Annotated in this window: 20 protein-coding genes; 14 read left to right on the top strand and 6 right to left on the bottom strand. The window is 66.2% G+C overall.

Annotation, left to right across the window (positions count from 1 at the left end; genetic code table 11):
- The first annotated feature begins 228 nt into the window (after positions 1–228).
- The 10 genes from EXR94_14400 (at position 229) to EXR94_14445 (ending at position 10391) form a co-directional block, all read left to right on the top strand.
- Positions 229–1560, top strand: a complete 1332-nt coding sequence (locus tag EXR94_14400) for a sigma-54-dependent Fis family transcriptional regulator (GenBank protein ID MSR03906.1) — start codon at positions 229–231, stop codon at positions 1558–1560.
- A 90-nt stretch (positions 1561–1650) separates the two neighbouring features.
- The gene (locus EXR94_14405; protein MSR03907.1) at positions 1651–2019 is read left to right on the top strand and encodes a hypothetical protein; all 369 of its coding nucleotides are present in this window, start codon (positions 1651–1653) and stop codon (positions 2017–2019) included.
- Positions 2010–2858 (top strand): prepilin-type N-terminal cleavage/methylation domain-containing protein, encoded by an 849-nt coding sequence (locus EXR94_14410; protein ID MSR03908.1) that lies wholly within the window; start codon positions 2010–2012, stop codon positions 2856–2858. The genes EXR94_14405 and EXR94_14410 overlap by 10 nt, the downstream gene beginning before the upstream one ends.
- Complete coding sequence (locus EXR94_14415) at positions 2855–3256, top strand: hypothetical protein (GenBank protein MSR03909.1); 402 nt, start codon at positions 2855–2857, stop codon at positions 3254–3256. Before EXR94_14410 ends, EXR94_14415 begins: the two co-directional genes overlap by 4 nt.
- A 341-nt stretch (positions 3257–3597) precedes the next feature.
- Positions 3598–4629 carry a type IV pilus assembly protein PilM gene (pilM, locus tag EXR94_14420; protein ID MSR03910.1) on the top strand — a complete coding sequence of 344 codons (1032 nt, stop codon included), beginning with the start codon at positions 3598–3600 and terminating at the stop codon, positions 4627–4629.
- On the top strand, positions 4571–5389 hold the full coding sequence (locus tag EXR94_14425) for a hypothetical protein (protein MSR03911.1): 819 nt from the start codon (positions 4571–4573) through the stop codon (positions 5387–5389). Before pilM ends, EXR94_14425 begins: the two co-directional genes overlap by 59 nt.
- Positions 5390–5392: 3 nt before the next feature.
- Positions 5393–6031 (top strand): hypothetical protein, encoded by a 639-nt coding sequence (locus EXR94_14430; protein MSR03912.1) that lies wholly within the window; start codon positions 5393–5395, stop codon positions 6029–6031.
- A complete protein-coding gene (locus EXR94_14435) occupies positions 6021–6569 on the top strand; it encodes a hypothetical protein (protein ID MSR03913.1) in 549 nt (182 codons plus the stop codon). The genes EXR94_14430 and EXR94_14435 overlap by 11 nt, the downstream gene beginning before the upstream one ends.
- The gene (locus EXR94_14440; GenBank protein ID MSR03914.1) at positions 6566–8413 is read left to right on the top strand and encodes a type IV pilus secretin family protein; all 1848 of its coding nucleotides are present in this window, start codon (positions 6566–6568) and stop codon (positions 8411–8413) included. Before EXR94_14435 ends, EXR94_14440 begins: the two co-directional genes overlap by 4 nt.
- A gap of 127 nt (positions 8414–8540) precedes the next feature.
- The gene (locus EXR94_14445; protein MSR03915.1) at positions 8541–10391 is read left to right on the top strand and encodes an NAD(P)/FAD-dependent oxidoreductase; all 1851 of its coding nucleotides are present in this window, start codon (positions 8541–8543) and stop codon (positions 10389–10391) included.
- Here EXR94_14445 and EXR94_14450 read toward each other — a convergent pair.
- The 5 genes from EXR94_14450 to EXR94_14470 are packed head-to-tail and all read right to left on the bottom strand — an operon-like array spanning position 10388 to position 14903.
- Positions 10388–10966 (bottom strand): hypothetical protein, encoded by a 579-nt coding sequence (locus tag EXR94_14450; protein MSR03916.1) that lies wholly within the window; start codon positions 10964–10966, stop codon positions 10388–10390. The two genes, EXR94_14445 and EXR94_14450, sit on opposite strands and share 4 nt — an antisense overlap.
- Positions 10837–11841, bottom strand: coding sequence for a nitronate monooxygenase (locus EXR94_14455; GenBank protein MSR03917.1), 1005 nt, complete (start codon positions 11839–11841; stop codon positions 10837–10839). Before EXR94_14455 ends, EXR94_14450 begins: the two co-directional genes overlap by 130 nt.
- Positions 11842–11845: 4 nt before the next feature.
- A complete protein-coding gene (locus EXR94_14460; protein ID MSR03918.1) occupies positions 11846–13696 on the bottom strand; it encodes a feruloyl-CoA synthase in 1851 nt (616 codons plus the stop codon).
- Positions 13693–14238: an N-acetyltransferase gene (locus tag EXR94_14465; protein ID MSR03919.1), complete on the bottom strand. Its 546-nt coding sequence runs from the start codon at positions 14236–14238 to the stop codon at positions 13693–13695. Before EXR94_14465 ends, EXR94_14460 begins: the two co-directional genes overlap by 4 nt.
- Positions 14239–14252: 14 nt before the next feature.
- Positions 14253–14903: a hemolysin III family protein gene (locus tag EXR94_14470; protein MSR03920.1), complete on the bottom strand. Its 651-nt coding sequence runs from the start codon at positions 14901–14903 to the stop codon at positions 14253–14255.
- Positions 14904–14943: 40 nt separating this feature from the next.
- Between EXR94_14470 and EXR94_14475 the strand changes: the two genes are divergently transcribed.
- Complete coding sequence (locus tag EXR94_14475; protein MSR03921.1) at positions 14944–15267, top strand: hypothetical protein; 324 nt, start codon at positions 14944–14946, stop codon at positions 15265–15267.
- Here the strand turns inward: EXR94_14475 and EXR94_14480 are convergent.
- Complete coding sequence (locus tag EXR94_14480) at positions 15178–15996, bottom strand: DinB family protein (GenBank protein MSR03922.1); 819 nt, start codon at positions 15994–15996, stop codon at positions 15178–15180. The genes EXR94_14475 and EXR94_14480 overlap by 90 nt on opposite strands.
- Here EXR94_14480 and EXR94_14485 point away from each other — a divergent pair.
- From EXR94_14485 to EXR94_14495, 3 genes are all read left to right on the top strand, one after another.
- Positions 15884–16462, top strand: a complete 579-nt coding sequence (locus EXR94_14485) for an ATP-dependent Clp protease proteolytic subunit (protein MSR03923.1) — start codon at positions 15884–15886, stop codon at positions 16460–16462. The two genes, EXR94_14480 and EXR94_14485, sit on opposite strands and share 113 nt — an antisense overlap.
- 90 nt (positions 16463–16552) lie before the next feature.
- Positions 16553–18328, top strand: coding sequence for a serine hydrolase (locus EXR94_14490; protein MSR03924.1), 1776 nt, complete (start codon positions 16553–16555; stop codon positions 18326–18328).
- A gap of 337 nt (positions 18329–18665) precedes the next feature.
- Positions 18666–19116, top strand: a 451-nt coding sequence (locus tag EXR94_14495) for a hydrolase (GenBank protein MSR03925.1), incomplete at its 3' end; no start/stop codon positions are given.

Raw genomic sequence — 19116 nt, forward strand, 5'->3', positions numbered from 1 at the left:
ATCGGCGCCGCCACCGGCGCGGCCAGCGGCTTCACGGCCACCGTGACCAACAGTACGATCACCTCGACCCTGGACGAGTGTACGGTCCGAGTCGGTGGTGGCGCACCGAGCGCGATCGATGGTGTGGTTGTCTGCTCCTGACGCTCCTGCCTGGGCCGGCGCCATCGTCTCTGCTCAGCCGCTCTGGGTCTTCCCCGGGCGGTTTTGGGCGTTGAAGGGACTCGACGGATGAGAGTGCTCCTGCTCGATGCCGACGGATCGCTGAAGCATACGATCGCGCCTTACTTGGAAGACGTCGGCTACGAGGTGATTGCCTGGCGCGATCCCGAGGCCGCCCTGCTCGAAGCCCAGGCCTCTGGGATCCGGACGATCCTCTGCGATCTGGCCTTCCCCGCCGATGGCGGCCTCAACTTCCTCCGCCGCTATCGGAGCGGCGGCGGTACCGGCGTCGTTTTGGTCTGCGGCGGCCCCTCCGAATCTGCCAGCGCGGGTGCCGCGCTCCGGGAAGGAGCCGATGGGTTCCTCCGGACGCCGGCCTTGCCTGAAGAGATTCTGATGGCCCTCCGCCAGACCGACGAACGGGAGCGGCTCCGGCACGAGGCGGCCACCCTCCGCGCCACCATCGGCTCCCGCGGGCTCGAGCCGATGCTGGTGGCCAAAGACCCCAAGATGCGGACCATTCTCGAAGTGGCGGCCCGCGCCGCCGCCTCGGACCAAGCCGTGCTGATCACCGGCGAGCGGGGCACCGGCAAGGCGCTCCTCGCCCGGGCCATGCACCGCTTCAGCCGCCGCGGTGACGGGGCGTTCGTCGCCATCGATTGCCACGCTACCCCTGATTTCTTCTCGGCCGGGGGCGGCCCCGAGACCCAGGACCCCGGCGACCCGACCAGTGTGTGGCGATCGGCCAGCCGGGGTACCCTGCTGCTCGAAGACATCGAGCAGCTCACCAGCGAAAGCCAGAGCTACCTGGTGTCGCGCCTGGCCCCGAATGGGAACGGCAAGTCCGGGGGCCTCGCCGTCTTGGTCGACACCGACGTCAGGTTGATGGCGACGGCCGAGGCCCAGCTGGGCCGGCTGATCGATGAAGGCAAACTCCGCCCGGAATTGGCCCAGCGCCTCGGGATGACCACGCTCGACCTCCCCTCGCTCCGCGAACGGCGGGACGACATCCCGGCGCTGGTGGCGCATTTTCTTCAGCAAGTCGCGGCCAAGACTGGCCGCCCGATCAGTATCAGCCCCCAAGCCATGGCGGCCCTGGTGGCCTACTCCTGGCCCGGCAACGTGCGGGAACTCCGTCAAGTCGTCGAACGAGCCGCGGTGCTCAGCCAAACCGGCAAACTCGATCGGACCGATTTCCCGATCTTGGCCAGCGCCGGGAAGTCGGGACAGAACGGCGCGGCGAGTGAGTTTGCGCTGAAGCCGCAGGTCGAGGCCTTCGAGCGGGAGATCATCCTCCGGGCGTTAGCCGCTTGCGGGGGGACCCGACGGGAGGCCGCTCGGTTGCTCCGAATCAGTCTTCGGACCTTGTTCTACAAACTCCGTCGGTACGGCCTCGCCTGAGTCACCCCAGTCGCCCGATTCGCGGCGATTGGCTCCGGTTGGCGTTCAATTGGTTACCACTGCAGGACTCCCTGCCATGAGCTTGTTCCCATGGCTATTAATCGCGCCGGATTTACTCTCCTCGATGTGATGTTCGCCCTGGTCGTACTGACCGTCGGGCTCGCTCTGCTTGCCCGTCTGACGGTTACCACTAGCCAGGCCGCCGCCCACGGCCGCCGGTGGACCCTCATGGCCACGGCCGCCGAGCGCGAACTGACCCGATTGGAACGGGACTACCGTCAGGCGGCGCCGAATTGTGTTCCGCCGCCGTCGGCCAGCCGGACGACACCCGATGGGATCGATCTCGACTGGTCGGTTCGGCCGGACTCGGTTCATGTCGAAGTGGTTCTCGAGGTCCGAGGCATGGCGGCCGGGCGGCGGCTGATCGACACCATCGTGACGGGGTTCCCATGCCGGTAGCCGGCCGGCGGGGCGTGACGCTCCTCGAGCTCTTGGTGGCGATGGTGGCGGCGGCCTTCCTCGGGTCGCTGGTGCTCGGCGCCTCGGCCACCGTCACCGCGGTGCTCCGGAACCGGGTCGAGCGGGTTGGGGCCGAGGTCGCGGCCCGGGCCGTCTGGGGCGTGATTCGGTTCGACTGGGCTTCGTTCGGCAGTGACTCGGTTGCCGGGCCGGACCTCGGGACCCTGACGGCGGGCGCGGTCACCTACCGTGCCGACCGTGGGTTGGTCTCGGTTTGCCGGCTGGTGCCCGATACGGTGGTCATTGCGTCCACTCGCTTGGTCCGATGGGTCGCTCGCCGGCCGGTGGCCGGTCGCGATAGCCTGCTTCTGTATGCCCCAGGCGACTCGGCCGCGGGCATCGACGCTTGGGTCCCGGTGCCGTTGCTGGCGGGCCCGTACGTCGGCACTTGCCCCTCCGGTGCCCCCGGCGACCGGTTCACCACCAGCCTTGATTCTGGAACCGTGGCTCGGCGGCGGCTCAGGAGCCCGGTGGTGGCCCGGCTGGTGGAGACGGTCGGGGCCCGGATCTACGGTGCCGGGACCCTCTGGCAATTCGGGATCGAGGGGCTTTCCGCCGGGGCTTCGATTCAGCCGGTCGCGAGCAACCTGGCCGGCCCGACCGGTCTTCAAATTTCTGGATGGGACTGCGGCGGAATGGCCGGTTCTCTGGCGTCCCTTTGCGGTGCCGATGTCGAGCTCCGGGTTATGACGAAACGAGACCTCGGCCTCGGGGCGGGACGAGGTCCGGTCGGGTTCGACAGCCTGAGCATGTCGGTCCGATTCGAGAACCGGCCATGATGATCGTGGCGCTTGGGGTCTTGTTCTCCGTGTTCCTCGCCATCGGGGTGGCGGCGCCAGTCGCATCGGTTGAGATCACTGCGGGTCGCCAGGCGTTCCAGACCGTCAAGGCCGAGGCAGCTGCCAGCCACGCCCTCACTGAGATGCGGAGCCGGTCGTGGCTGGATTCGGTTCGAGCCCAGCCGATCGGGTTTCGGGATTCGGTGGGTCCCGGGGAGGTGGAACACCTCGCCCCCGGCCTCTGGCTGATGTCGGCGGCTGGGATCGTGGCCGACCAAAGCGGCCGCCCGCTTGCCCGGGCGGTTCGAGGGTGGTTGGTTCAAGATGGCGCGGCGCTGGGCGATCCGCTTAAGCGACCAATTTTGATTCGGCGGTATCGGGTCCGCCGATTTCAGTAGCGGTTCGCTCAAGCCACCGGGAACTTTGCGAAATTTTGCGACGGCTGGCTCGGTGCAAGTCTCGTAAGGTGCTCGAGATCTAGATTGTAATGCGTTGTCTTTGTTCGGTTTACGTATTGCAATGCCAGGAACATCAGAAGGCGTTAGGCTTGGCATAGGCGTTGCTTGTACATAGCATTCTGGCGAGGTTCCAGAGCGCGGAATTTCGGTCGGTACAAAATCCCTGATGATACCTTCAAACCGTTGCAGCAAAAGAATTTGGATGCCGTGACTCAGAAAATGTCACGTGCCTGACAAAACGTTGTGCTCCTGAAGCCAAACCGTCAACTATTTTGGCACCGGTGCGAAGTATGGGATTTTTCAACCGCAATAGGACCACGGTCGGCCTCGACATCGGGAGCGGACTCATCAAGATGGTGGTGGTCTCGCATGGGTCCGGCGAGCCGATTCTCTCCAAGGTGGGCATGCGAGCGCTGGTTGACGACGCGATCGTCGAGGGCGAAGTCATGGATCCAGGGATCGTCGCGGAGGCGGTTCGCGGCTTGTTCCAGGAGCTTGGCATCAAGCCCAAGAACGTCGTCACCGCGGTCGGTGGCCGGGACGTGATCATCAAGAAGATTCCGATGGACCGGATGAAGGAAAGCGAAGCCCGCGAACTGATCCGCTGGGAAGCGGAGCAGCACGTGCCGTTCGACATGGACAACGTCGAACTCGACTTCCAGATCCTCGATCCTGAGGCCGAGGGTCTGCAGATGTCGGTGCTCCTGGTGGCGGCCAAGCGGGAATTGGTCGCAACCAAGGTGTCGCTGTTGAAAGACATCGGGATCGAGCCATCGGTCATCGACGTCGATGCCTTCGCGCTCCACAATGCCTTCGAAATCAACTATCCCGATGCCATGAAGGGCATCGTCGGTCTGGTCAATATCGGCCACGAAATCACCAACGTGAACATCCTCGACGACGGGGTTCCGGTGCTGACCCGCGATCTGCCGCTGGGCACCCGGCGGTTCCGCGAGGATCTCCAGCGGGAACGCGGTCTGTCGTCCGATGAGGCGCACAAGCTGCTCCAAGGTTTCGAAGCCTCCGACATTCTGACCCCATTCTTGCTGAGCCGGGGCGAGGAGTTGGCGGTCGGGGTGGAACGAGCCGCCGGGTTCCTCCAGGCGTCGAGCCGGTTGTTCCTCTCCGGTGGCGGCGCTCGGATTCCCGGTCTGGCCAAGGTGCTCGGTGAACGGCTCAAGATGCCGGTGCAGTTGGCGAACCCGCTCGAGCGGATCCAAGTGGCCGATGGGGTGTTTGATTCGATGAACGTGGATGAAGTGGCGCCGCTGCTCATGCTGCCCGTCGGCCTTGCCTTGCGGCAGGCGGCGTGACCGAAGAAGGAGGCAACAGACTTCGATGATTACTATCAATCTCAATCCCGGGCACAAGCGCGCCAAGAACGCGTCGCCGATGGCGGCGATTGGGGCGCACCTCAAGAGCGCCGGGCAGAAGATCAATGATCCGTACCGTCTCGGTGCCCTGGCCGCGAGCGTCGCCTGGCTTGGCTATGTCGGGATGACCCAGCTGGCCACCGGCAACGAGCTTTCGAATCTCGAGCCCAAACTGGAACAGGCCCGCGCCGAGAATCAGCGATTCCGGGCGTTCCTCGGCGAGAAGCGGCACCTCGAATCGGTTCGCGATTCCATTCGAGCCCAGATCGCCACGATCCGGACGGTCGACGGCGATCGGTACGTCTGGCCCCGGATTTTCGATGAAGTGGCCCGGGCCGTTCCGCCGTTCACGTGGCTCACCGACGTCCAGTACGTCGCGAGTGCCCCGGATCCGGTTACCGACACGACCCAGAAGGTCATCGAAGCGCCCCCGGTGCAGGTGGATATCAAGGGCCGCACGGTCGATATCCAAGGCTACACCCGGTTGATTCGCCAGCTTGAAGACTCGCCCTACTTGAAGGATGTGACCGCGATCTCGGCCAACACCGTGTTGGACCAGAATCGGGCAGTGACGGCGTTTGTCCTCAAGGCGACCTACTACCAGCCAACCCCCTCCGCTGCCGGCCCCCGGGCCGAAGCGACGGGCGCCGATCCGGCGCCGCCGGCCAAGCCGACGACCGTCGCGCAGAAGGAGGATTGAACCATGGCGTTGCTCGACAATCCCAAGGCGGCGCCGATGATCGGCCTGCTGATGGCCGGTATGGTCGGATACATGTTCTACTCCGGCGAAGTCGTGAAGCAAATCGGCGTCGAAGGTGTGGCGGTCAAGAAGGAACAGATCAAGTCGGTTCAGGACTCGATCAATTTCCTCGAGGCCCAGACCGACAGCGTCAAGCGTGACCTGGCGCGGGGCACCATCGAAGATCTCAAGAACAAGATCGAGTCGCACCGCGGAACGTTGACCATCCTCCGCCAACTGGTGCCGGAGCGGAATGAAGTCCCGAACCTGCTCGACGATATTTCGACGCGGGCGAAGATCTGGGGCGTCAACCTGGCCGAAGTCGTACCGCAGCCGGTCGTGGCCGGTCCGGCGCCGTTCGATACCTATGCGTACAAGCTCTCGGTCATTGGCCGGTACGACCAGATCGGCGAGTTCCTGTCCGACATCGCCAGTCTGCGGCGGATCATTGTGCCATACGATGTGACGGTGCTGTCGGCGCCGCCGGCTCAGGCCAAAGCGTTAGGCGACGACAACGAAGCCATGCTCGAAGCCAAGTTCCAGATCCGGACGTACGTGAAGGGTGGCCCGGCCACCCCAGAAGGAGGGCAGGGTGGCAACTAAGACGGTCCTCTCGCTCTTCGTCGCGGTGACGCTTGTCGTCACCGGGTGCGGCGGCAGCGAGGAAGCGGAGGTCGAGCAGGGCGCCCTGACGGTCGCCAAGCCAGCCACCAACTCGGCCGCTTTGACCGCACAGCCGGTAGCGCCGGCGGAGTCCGCCTCGGTGGCCGTGGCGCCCGCCGATTCGGCGACGCCCGGGGCCACCGACGACCCCAACTCGATGGAAGGCCGCGAGAGTTTCTCATATGCCGGCGGGAGCCGCGATCCCTTCGTCTTCCTGCCGTCCAACACCATAGCGGGGCCGGAACTCCCGGATCTGCGGTTGGTCGCGATCTACTACGACACTCGGAATCCGAGTGCCAGCGTGGTGGTGATGCGCGAGAAAATCGCCGGCAAGAAGTACACCCTCCGGCCGGGCGACCGGCTCGGACGGATGCGGGTCACGACGATCCGCCCCAAAGATGTGACCTTCGCGATTGACGATTTTGGTGTTGAACGGCAAGAAGCCGTGTCGCTTCGTAAGGTGGAGGAAACCCCATGACCTTGAGTCCCTGGTCCCTGGTGGCGACGGCGTTCCTGTCGCTCGTGGCCGCCCCGAGTGCGCGGCGTGCCGAGCCGACCGATGGTGAAGTCCGGGCCGTACGCCTGGTCTCCGCCCCCGGCCGGGCCGAACTGGTGGTGCAGATCAAGGGTGCCCTGTCGGTCACCGATATGACCCTGGCCGATCCGGCCCGGATCGTCATCGACGTCCAAGGCGCCGTCCTTCCCCCGGCCTTTACGCCCAACTATGACGGCGTCAATCGGGCTGGCGTGGTCGGCATGCGGGTCCGCCAGACCGACAAGACCACCGTTCGTGTCGTCCTGGTCATGGACAAGCTGAAGCCCTACACCGTGACGCAGGAAGACGACGGCATCCGGGTGAGCTTCGGCGCCGACCAGGCTTTCATGGCGTGGTCGACCGGCTCGATCGTGCCGCCGGAGGCCGGCTTCGTCGTGGCTAATGCGCTGTCCAAGGCCGAGCCCAAGGTCGACATCGTCGAGCCCGCTGCGGAGCAATCCAACGAGGCTGCCGGACCGGCCGCCGAACGGCGGCTCACCCGGACCGGCGCCGCTATGACGACCAACCAGCAGCGGCAAGAGCCCCGGCTCACCGTCAGCTGGGACAACGCCAACATTCAGGACGTCATCGCGGGGTTCCAGGCGATCAGCGGCCGCTCGATCATCCTGGGCAAGTCGATCGACGTCAAGATCACCGCCGAAATCCACGATAAACCGTGGCCGGACGCCTTCAAGGCGATTCTCGGCGCCTACGGGTTGTCGGTCCAGGAAGTCGACGGCGGAATTCTCCGGGTCGATGCGCCCGAGACCCTCGCGGCGATCGACTCGCTCGAGCCCCGGGAAACCGCCGTCATCAAGATCAACTATGCCAGTGCCGGCGATCTGGTCGGGACCGTCAAGGCGATCGTGTCGAAGCGGGCCAGCGTGGTGGCCGATACCGGCACCAACTCGCTGATCATTAGCGATTCCCGCTCGGCCATTCCCGGGCTGGTGGATTTTGTCCGCGGCCTCGATATCCGGCCGCCCCAAATCGCGATCCAGGCCAAGATCATCTTCGTTGATCGAACCGACGTCGAGCAACTCGGCTTCAAGTACGATCTGGCCACCGGACAACAGTTCTATAACAAGGTCCTCCAGCGCCCCGACCCGAACAAGGACGGCGAGCCGTACTTGCCGGGTATCAATATCGTGGACCTGGGCGGGCGTTCGATCTCGGCGGTAGCCAACGCGGACGCCTTCATTCCTTCGACGGCGCTCGACCTGACCTACTCGGTCGCCCTGGGCCGCTTCTCGCTGACCAGCTTCCTCTCGGCGCTCGAGCGGATCGACCTGACGGACGTCCAAACCGAACCGGTGATCACCACCAAGGACAACAAGAAGGCGTCCTTGCTGGTCGGGGAAGAAATCCCGATCCGGGTGGTTGACGCGAGCACCCTCGGTGGCGGTGCCGGCCAGGCTCCCCGCGCCACGGTGCAGTTCAAAGAAGTCGGTATCAAGTTGAACGTGACGCCGCACGTCACCAACAACCGGCAGATCGTTCTTCAGATCGAGACCGAGCGTTCGGCGGTCAAGACCTTGTCGGCGGCCGACCTCGGCTTCATCATCGACAAGCAGAACACCAAGAACGAAATCTTGGTGGGCGACGGCGAAACGGCCGTCATCGGCGGCCTGACCGTCACGACTGTGACTCGTTCCAAGACCGGCATTCCGTTGCTTTCGAGCCTTCCGCTTCTGGGCAGCCTGTTCAGCTTCACGTCGAACACCGAAAACCGGAAAGATCTGATCATCCTCGTGACTCCGCGGATCGTCGACGACCAGGACGAGTAGACAAGGGATCGCTCGTCCCGTTCCCTTACCACAACCCGCCGGCGGGGTCTTCGGACTCCGCCGGGGGTTGTTTGATGGCCGTCCGCCGGTCTAGACTCAACCCATGAGCGACGAGCGCGAGCTGGGGATGGACCGGCCGATTTCCCGTCGGGATTTTCTCGATGGGGTCGCGGTCGGGGTGGGTGGAGCCATGGCCCTTCCCAGTCTGCTCCAGGCTTCGCAGGAGGTCCCGAGCTACCCGCCCGCCCTGACGGGGCTCCGAGGCGCCCACGCCGGCGCCTATGAAGCCTTCCACTCGCTCAGGGATGGCACTCTCTGGTCCACCGCCCCCGCACCGGCCTCGACTGGGGAGCGATACGATCTCGTGGTGGTGGGCGCCGGGATCAGTGGACTCGCGGCGGCCCACTATTACCGCCAGGCGCAGCCGTCCGCCCGGATTCTGATCCTCGATAACCACGACGATTTTGGCGGACACGCCAAGCGGAATGAATTCACCCACGAGGGCCGGACCTTTCTGGGCTATGGCGGCACCTTCTCGATCGAGAGCCCGCTGCCCTATAGCCCAGTGGCAAAAGGGCTGCTCCGGGAGCTTGGCATCGATGTCGGCCGGTACGCGACGTATCACGACGCCGGGCTCTACCGGGGCCTCGGGCTCCGGGGGGCCACGTTCTTCGACCGCGAAACTTACGGGACCGACAAACTGGTGTTCGGAGCGCCTGGGAGCGACGGGTTTGCCGCCGCCGCGCCGATTTCCGAGGCTGCCAGGCGGGATCTCAGGCGCCTAACGACCGACCGGTTCGACCCCTACCCGGGGCTCTCGGAATCCGACATCCGGGCCCGGCTCGCCCGGGTCAGCTATGCCGACTACCTGACCCGCGTCCTCGGCCTCGACCCGGGTGTCGTCGCGCTCTACCAAACCGTGCCCCACGGCCTGTTCGGGGCCGGGATCGACGTGGTCCCGGCGCAGGATGCGTACGGACTCGGGCTCCCGGGCTTTGCCGGCCTCCAGCTCGGGCCGGCACCGGGACCGGGGCAGAACTACGACGCCCAGACCACCGAGGAAGCGGAGCGGTTCTTCTGTCACTTTCCCGACGGCAACGCCACCATCGCCCGGCTCCTGGTCCGCCGGTTGATTCCCGGTTCGATCCCGGGGACCTCAGCCGAGGATGTGGTGACGGCGCGGGCGGACTACGGGCGCCTGGACCGGTCGGCCAACTCGGTTCGGATCCGGCTCAACAGTCCGGTGGTTCGAGTCCGGCATGAGGGCGCCACCGGCTCGCGCGTTGAAGTCACCTACGTGGCTGCCGGCAAGCCGGTCACGGTCAGCAGCCGGTCGGTGGTGTTGGCGTGCTGGCACGCCACCATTCCGTATCTCTGTCCGGAGCTCCCAGCGAAGCAGAAGGAGGCGCTCGCGTTCGCGATCAAGATTCCGCTGGTCTACACCAACGTCCTGATCCGGAATTGGACCTCATTCCAGAAGCTCGGTCTCAGTGGGATCTCGGCGCCCGGCGGATGGCACACCGAGGCCCGGCTCGATCTGCCGGTGAGCGTCGGCGGGTACCACCACTCGAGACAACCCACCGATCCGGTGGTGCTCCACCTGGCAAAAGCGATGTGCAAGCCGGGGCACCCGATTCGCGAGCAACACCGACTGGGACGCACGGAGCTGTTCTCGACGCCCTTCCCGACGATTGAGCGGAAGATCCGCGACCAGCTCGGCCGAGTTTTAGGCGCCGGCGGGTTCGACCCGGCCCGGGATATCCTCGGCATCACGGTCAATCGCTGGCCCCACGGCTACGCCTACCAATACAATTCGCTGTACGATGATTTCTGGTTCGAAGGCAAGCCCACGCCCTGTGAGGCGGCGCGAGTCCGGTTTGGCCGGATTGCCTTCGCCAACGCCGACGCGGGCGCCTACTCTTACACCGATGCCGCCATCGATCACGCCTACCGGGCGGTCCAGGACCTGCGACGTTAGGTTGCGCCTCGGGCCTTGGGGGAGAGCGACTCGGCTGGTTGCCGCCGCCGGGCCCGAATCACCTTGGCCGCCTCGAGCCCGAGCAGCGGAATAGCACCCAACCCCAGCAGTAGAAGGCCATGGCCCAACGTCATGCTCGATGCTTTCAGGAAATGGCCTAACGTCGCGTTGTGCTGGCTCAGGATCTGGAGTCCAAACGAGATGGCCACGACCAGGACGAGGTTGCGGTTTGAAAACAACGGGATCCGCCAGACCGGCTTGCTCTCGCTCCTGGCGCCGAAGGAACGGAACAACTCGGCAAAGACCAGCACCGCAAAAGCCGACGATCGAGCCTCCTCGGCCGACAATCCGGTGGGCGCGGACCTGAGCCCGGCCAGTACGGCTTCGGCGGCGCGGTCATGCCAGGTTTCGCGCGGAGGCGGCACGGGAGGGTCGGCGGTCTGGGTCACACCGGATGGGCCAGGATTGCGGGGGTGGGCAGCGTGGCTCCCCGAAGCAACGCGGCCCGGGCTTCCGCCACCATGGCGTCGATGATGGCGCGGGCCGTCGGCCGGTCGTGGATCAGGCCAACGCACTCACCGGCTACGGTTACCACCATGTCGAGGTCCTGCCGGCTCCGGGCGTCGGCGTAGGCCGCGGTCAGGCTCCCGAACGCCGCGGCCGCTTCCGTCTCCCGGTCGGCCCATTGCTCGGTGAGCTTGTTGGTCAGGACCCGAAACGAAAATTCGTCGGGCCACGGTGTGCCGCGAAGCCGGTCGATCGATTTGGTCCGGACCGTGTCGTCGCCGGTGGCCCGCTCGGCTCGGTTGGTGAACGCGGCCGGCGTCAGGGCTTCGGCCGAGGCCCAGAAACGAGTGCCGACGACCACGCCATCGGCGCCGAGCATCAGGGCGGCGGCCAGGCCTCTGCCGTCGGCAATGCCGCCCGCGGCGAGCAGCACGGTGGCGGGCGAATGCCGGGTCAAATAGTCCGCCACCTCGGGAACGAACGGAAGGGTCGAGCGCTGGGCGCCGTGGCCGCCGGCCTCAGTGCCCTGGGCCACGATGACCGATGCGCCGGCCTCGAGCGCCTCATCGACGTGGCGGAGTGTCTGGACCTGGCAAATCAGCTTGGCGCCGCGTTGCCGGATGACTTCGGCAAAGGGGCGGGGGTCTCCAAACGACAAGAAGACACAGCGCGGCGCCCGTTCGAGCGCTTGGTCGAGGGCCGCCGGCGCCCGCGCCAACGCCCAGGTAATGAACCCGACTCCGAAGGGCCGTCCGGCGACCATCGCCAATTCCGTAGCCAAGTCGGGTTCGCCGCCGAGCAGGCCGGCATATCCGCCGCCGACGATGCCGAGGCCTCCCGCATCCGCCACGGCGGCCGCCAGCCTGCCGCCGGTGACCAATGCCATTGGGGCACAGACGATCGGATGCCGGATGCCGAATAGCGCAGTTAAGCGGGTTTGCACGGTGTCAGGCCTGTCGGTCAGTGAGGTCGATCACTCGGGGATCATCATCACGATGCAACGAGGTGACGAGCCCGGCTCGGGCGGTGAGCACCGCCCGCTGATTGAGGTACCCTTTGTCAGTGATCTCGCCGTGGTCGATCGAAGGCGGTTCGGACAGCAACAGGGCCCGGGTCGCGTACCCCGACGTGCCGGCTCCCTCGGCGCGGAGGTTCTCGAGTCCCCGGTGGACCGCCGCCCGGACGGCCGGATCGGCGAGGAGGGTTTCGATTGACGAGTCCGCCGCGGCTGCCGAGGCCAGGTGGCGGCAGGCTGCCACGTTAGGGAACACCAGGAATCCGATTGCCGGCCGGTCGTGCCCGGTGACCACGATGTCCTGGGCCACCGGGGCGAGCGCGGCAATGGCTTTGACCCGCAGCATGCCGACGTTGACCCAAGTGCCGCTGTCGAGTTTGAAATCTTCGGCGACTCGTCCGTCGAATAACAGACCTTGCTCCGGCCGCGTCGGGTCGACGAACCGGACAGCGTCGCCGATCCGATAGAAGCCCTCTTCGTCGAAATGCGCGGCGGTCAGGTCGGGGCGTTTCCAGTATCCCGGGGTGACGTTCGGACCCCGAACCCGGACTTCGAGCTTGCCGCCGTTCGGCACGAGCTTGAGTTGGGTCCCGGGAACCGGAAGGCCGATCACGCCGGATTGGGTCGCTTGGAAGTTGCAGTCGACGGCGAGGGGCGCGGTTTCGGTCGAACCCCAGGAGGAGGTAAGCACCACCGGGCGCCCGACCGTCTCGACGGCCAGGGTGGTGAGCGCGTCCCAGAGGTGCGGTGGCAGGGCGGCGGCGGCGTAGAACACTATCTCGAGCCGGCTGAAGAAGCTCCGGCGGAGTTCCGGGTCGGCCCTGAGAGCGGCCACCAGCATGTCGTAGCCGCGGGGCACGCTGAAATAGATGGTGGGCGCGACACTCTTCAGATTGGTGACGGTCTGGTCGAACAGCCCGGCGGCCGGCCGTCCGCCGTCGAGGTACAACGTGCCACCGTGGCAGAGCACCACGTTGAAGTTGTGGTTGCCGCCAAAGGTGTGGGACCACGGCAACCAGTCGACGATGACCGGCGGATTGGTGGCGAGAAAGGGCCAGAGCTGGGCCCGCGCTTGTTGGTTGGCGGTGAGCATCAATTGGGTGTTGATGACGGCCTTTGGGCTGCCGGTTGACCCCGAGGTAAAGAGAAATTTGGCGATGGTGTCAGGCCCGATGCGACCAAACCGCTCGGCCACCGCCGCGGAATCGAGTTCGCGGGTCAACTCCTCGAAGGGGACGACACCGTCCAACCGGTCTCGCGCCGAGCCCGAGACCACCACCGGGTTCCGGTCGGCGCGGATGGCGGCCAAGGCCGGGCCATAGCGAACGTGGTCCGCGACGTAGATCACACCGGGCTCCGCCTGATCGAGGATGCTTCGGAGCTTGGCGAAATCCCGGGACTGGGTCGAGTACGCCGGCGAGACCGGGGCAACCGGAATCCCGGCTTGCATGGCCGCGAGGCTGAGCAGGGCGTGCTCGACGCTGTTGTCCGATAAGATGGCGACGGGTCGCTCGGCGGAGAGGCCGTGACGGAGGAGCCACGTGGCAATCCGCTCGACGCGATCGCGGGCTTCTGCGTAGGTGGGGCCGGTCCACAATCCATCGGAGCCCCGTTCCTGGAGAAACAATCGGTCGGGTGCGACCAAGGCCCAGTGTTCGAGCCACGTGCCGACGGCGCGGGCCGGGGTCCCGAGCGGTGTCGGGCAACAAAGACGGATGGTCCCGTCCGCCCGGCGCTCGAGGGATACCTCGGGGTTGGCGAACAGTCGGGAGGGTTGAGTCATGTCGTTGTCGGTTGCTGGGAAAGCTGCCAGATCATCGTGTCCCGGGGTGCGCCGGACGGCGTGGTGGAATTGCCGACGAGGGTGGTCGTGTGACGAAAGCCGAGTCGCTCGGCCACGGCCGCGCTCCGGGTGTTCAGGGGGTCGCAGCGGATCACGACCTCGACCATGCCGGGCAGGTCGAGGGCGGCCCGGGCGGCCTCGGTGAGGTAGCCCATGCCGGTTACGTCGGAGCGGAGCCAGTAGCCGAGTTCCACTCCGTCGGGCGTGGGATGCAAGCCGAGGCCGCCGAGCACCGCAGTCTCGTCGGGCGGAAAGACGCCGTAGAGCCAGCGGGCCCCGGCGTCGAAGTCGGCGCTGAACTGGGCCAAGCGGAGGCAGAGCTCCGGTAGTTCCGTCGGCTCGGCCGCTGCCCACGGCATCCAGGCTTGGAGGTGTCCGAGGTTCGCGTCGATCGCGGCCTTCAACAGCCGGGCGTGCTCCGGTTGCCACCGATGCAGGACCAGCCGATCGGTCGGGATGCGGTCAGGAGGCGGCCACACCATGATCTTCGGTTCCTCTATGTCGCGTAGTACAACACGGCTACGAAGTGGCAGGCGGTGCCGGCCAGGACGAACAAATGCCAGACGAAATGGCCGTAGCGGAGCCGGTCGGCGGCGTAGAACCCGACGCCCGCCGTGTAAGCCACGCCGCCGGCCACCAACCAGAATAGTCCCCAACCGGGCACCCGCTCGGAGAGCGGCTTCGCGGCGATCAGGATCAGCCAGCCCATCGCAAGGTACAAGGCGGTCGAGAGCCGGTGGAGGCGAATTTCGCCGACTGATTTGATCACGACGCCGGCCACCGCGAGGGCCCAGATCAGTCCGAAGAGGGTCCAGCCCCAGGCTCCCCGCAGGACGCCGAGCGTGAACGGGGTATAGGTCCCGGCAATGAGGAGGTAGATCGCGCCGTGATCGAAGATCTGAAACAGCCGTTTGGCCCGCGTTGGGGCGAGGGCATGATAGAGCGTCGAGGTGAGGTAGAGGAGTGCGGCGGTTGCGGCGAAGATCACCGCGCCGACCACGGCGGCGGCGCCGTGGGGCACGGCACCGATGACGAGCACCGGCAGCGCCACCAACGCCGCCAGAAACCCGACCCCGTGGCTCACGCTGTTGGCGATCTCTTCGCCGAGCGATTGAGGTCGATGTTGGTCGGTGGAACTCGCTGCCATAGGTCTCCTCCGTCGACCCGCAATGTAAGACGGGTGGCGCATGGAACGCAGGATCGGCAAACTCACGGGGCACTACATCGTGTGTGGCTACGGCCGGGTTGGTGAACAGGTCGTCCGCGATCTCGAGCAGCAGGGCCAAGCGGTGGTGGTCATCGAAACCGGCGCGGGCGCGGTGGCGCGTTTGGAGGACCGGCATCCCCGTCTGCTTGGCGACGCAACCGATGAAACCGTGTTGGCCGCCGCGGGCATTGCCCGGGCCGAGGTGACGCCGGCCTTAGAACGGAGTGTATTCCGGAGGGGTCACGCCATTCATCCGGAGGTATGGCACAGTCTGCCCCAGGGTCCACGGGAAGTGGTCCAGTAACTCCATCAGCGCCCGATACCGGGGAAGCTTCTTGCCGAATTGGACGATCTCCTCGGTCATCGCGGCATCGCTCACGCCTCGGAGCATTTGGATGGTGTGATCCATGGCCGCCACGCCAAACGCCCGAAGGGCAGGCTTGCTGTGGAGGTAGACCGCCGAGTCGCCGAAGGCAGGCACTTTCTGCGATCCGGTGATCGCTGAGTGGGCGATGAACGCGTCGCCCGCCGCGGTATGCTCGATCTGCTCCGCGAAGTTCCGGACGCCCTTAGTGGGCCGAAAGCCAAGCATCGAGTCCGGGGCGGCATCGATGTACTTGAGCAGGGAGGCCTTGTGAATCTCCACCATGGCAATGAGGGCCGATTGGGGGATGAACTTCTGGGCGACGAGGGGGCTGGCCGCCCACGGGAGGAGAGCCAGAGCGGTCAGGAGTTGGAACGGGCGCATCGAAGCCTCGGGGTTGGGGCGGTGAACGGCGGTGGCCGGGGAAGTTGCCCTCGGTGGTCTGGACAACGCAAGGATCGCGGCCCGCTCCCCTTTGACCGGGTGGCCCCGGTAACTTTCCTTGACTTGATCGGGGCCCCTGGACCCCGGACCGCTCCCAACCCGTGAGATTGCCATGGAAGAACCCACCAGCCCCGAACGCCGACCCGACCTCATTTCCGAGCGCCTGTTTCGGACCCGGACCGTGATCATTGCGGGCGAGATCAACCAACGCCTCGCGGCGGTCATTACCGGACAATTCCTGGCGCTTGCCGCCGAATCGTCCGATCCGATTACCCTCTTCGTCAACAGCCCGGGCGGCCACGTCGAGTCCGGGGACAATATCCACGACCTGATCCGGTTCATCACCCCGAGAGTCCGGGTCGTCGGGACCGGGTGGGTGGCGAGTGCCGGGGCCCTGATCTACGTCGCGGTGCCGCGGGAGGACCGCTATTGCCTCCCCAACACCAGGTTCCTCCTCCATCAGCCGGCCGGTGGCACCGGCGGCAGCGCCTCCGACATGGAAATCGAGGCTCGCGAGATCATTCGGATGCGCGACCGGCTGAACCGGATCTTTGCCAAACAAACCGGCCAGCCCCTCGAGCGGATCGAAGGCGATACCCACCGCAATTTTTGGTTGACCGCCGAGGAGGCGGTGGCCTACGGAATCGTCGGGAGGATCATCAAAACCCAAGCGGAACTCGACGGCAAGTAGCCTGGGTAACCGGCCGAGCGATCCCCCGTTCGGCCGGGAGTCTGCCGGGCCGATGGGAACTACTCGGCGATCGCCAAGGGTATCGTCGCGGTGGCGGCGCACTCGTTGACGGGCGAACTCGCCGCCAGGCGGGGCCAGTGGTCGGCGGCGGAGCGCGCGTTCTGTTCGGCAATGGCAGCAGGGAACGGATTTACCTACATGGAGCCGCCCTGGTGGATCGAGCCGGTGCGCCACCCGCTCGGGGCTCTGCTGCCCCGGGCCGGAAAACCCGCCGCGGCCCGGTTATGTTGCATCTGGCTTGCCCCCCTGGAGATACCGATGTCCCTCGTGTCATGCCGTCGCCCGACGATCGTCCTGTTCGCGCTGGTCGCTGGAGCGGCCCCGACTCGGGCCGCCGCCCAGGCCAAGGAACCTTGGGCCGGCCTCGACGCCTACGTCGAAGCCGCCATGCGGACGTGGCAAGTGCCCGGCCTGGGCCTGGCGGTGGTCCGGAACGACTCCGTGATCTATGCCAAGGGCTATGGCGTTCGCGAACTCGGTCGCCCCGACCGGGTTGACGAGCGGACGATTTTCGCGATCGGCTCCGCGTCGAAGGCCTTCACCGCCGCGGCCGTCGCGATGCTGGTGGACGAGAAGAAGGTTTCGCTCGACGCCAATCCGGCGCTCTACCTTCCGGGCTTCCAGCTCCACGACCCGTACGCCACCCGGGAACTCACCGTGCGTGACCTCTTGAGCCATCGGAGCGGCCTCGCCCGCGGCGAGTTGGCCTGGTACGGGTCCGGCTTCGACCGGGACGAGATCGTTCGGCGGGTTCGGTTCCTGACCCCGTCCTGGTCGTTCCGGTCGCAATTCGGCTACCAGAACATCATGTACATCACCGCCGGCCAAGTGGTGGCGAAGGTTTCGGGCCGCACCTGGGACGATTTCGTTCGCGACCGGATCTTCACCCCACTCGGCATGACCGCCAGCACCACCAGCATCCGGGACGTGCGCGGCCAGCCGAACGTGTCCTCGCCCCACGCGACGGTGAACGACACGGTCCGCGTCATTCCCTGGCGGGATATCGACAACGCCGGGCCGGCCGGATCGATCAACTCGAACGCGGTCGAGATGGCGCAGTGGGTCCGTCTCCAACTGGGCCGCGGAAGCTACGGCGGGAAGTCGCTGATCTCCCCGCGCTCCGCCGACGAGATGCACCAGGCCCAGACCGTCATCCGGACCGACTCGGCCGCCCGGGCCAACAACCCCGATACCCATTTGCAGGCCTATGGCCTCGGCTGGTTCCTGGAGGATTACCGGGGCCGGATGATGGTCCACCACGGTGGCAACGTCGACGGATTCAGCGCCCTGGTCGGCATGCTGCCGGAAAACCGGTTTGGCGTGGTGATCCTGACCAGCCAGAACGGGAGCGGCCTGCCGCAGGCGATCCTCCACCGGGTGTTCGACCACCAGCTCGGCGCGCCGATGAAGGATTGGGCCGGCGACGGATTCAAGCGGCTCGAGTCCCAGCGGGCCCGGGGCCTAGTGGCCCAGAAGAAGGCCGAGTCGGGGCACTTGACCGGGACCAAGCCTTCGTTGCCCCTGTCGGCGTACGCCGGAACGTACGCCGATTCACTCTACGGTGAGATCGTGATCCGGGAAGAGGCCGGCAAGCTGAGCCTGATGTTCGGGCCGAACTGGAAATCGGAGCTCGAGCATTATCACCTGGAGTCGTTCCGGGCCAAGTTCGATACGCCGGTGCTGCCGCCGGTGCCGGTGACGTTTCGGATCGGGGGGTCGGGCAAAGTGGAATCGGTGTTGCTCGACATGGCGGGGACGGCGGAGTTCCGGCGGGTTCCCGAGGCGAAGCCGAAGGGGTCGCCCTGAGGCCCCCCAGTGGGGCCACGAGTGACCTTGGTTTGCGGCCGCGCGGCCGCCCTTCAACATGGAGGCGCGGTCGCGACTTGGGAAGCGGAGGCCCGGTGCGTCCGGAGCACTCGCCGAGCCATCATTTGGGCGTAGATTGAGGCAGGCGGTTCTACACCCGGGAAGTCGATGGCTGCGGCCGACCCAAAGATATCGCCCTCGCGGGTCGCACCAAACCGGCTAGTGGCCCAATGCGAGGGCATTCGCCGAACCATCGTTTGGCCGTAGATTGAACCGATCCCGTACGGGCCTCGGCCTGGCCTGCCTCGCCCACCTCCATTCCATTGGCGAACCTCCCATGCGTGTGCCCGGCGCCGTCGCGGTATTGCTCCTGTCGCTCTCCCTCCCCGTCGCCGCCCAGCGGGCCGACTCCACGCTTGCCATCGTCGGCGCCACCCTGATCGATGGCAACGGCGGGCCTCCGGTGGCCGACGCCGTCGTGCTGGTCCGCTCCGGCCGGATCGCGGCCGTTGGCCCCCGCGCCCAAGTGGCGATTCCCAAAGGGGCCCGGATCATCGAGGCCGCCGGGCGCTATCTCGTGCCCGGGTTCATCGATACCAACGTTCATTTGTCGCTCTACTCCGGGCTCGAGAGCATGGCGCGGTACCAGGACCGCTTTACCGACCTCGCCATCGAGGGCGCCCAACTCCAACTCAAATACGGCATCACCAGCGTCCGCGACAGCTACGGGATGCTGAAGCCGCTCAAGGAGGCCCGCGACCGGATCAACCGGGGCGAGGCGGTCGGCT

The sequence above is a fragment of the Gemmatimonadota bacterium genome, assembly GCA_009692115.1.
Classification (GTDB): Bacteria; Gemmatimonadota; Gemmatimonadetes; order Gemmatimonadales; family GWC2-71-9; genus SHZU01.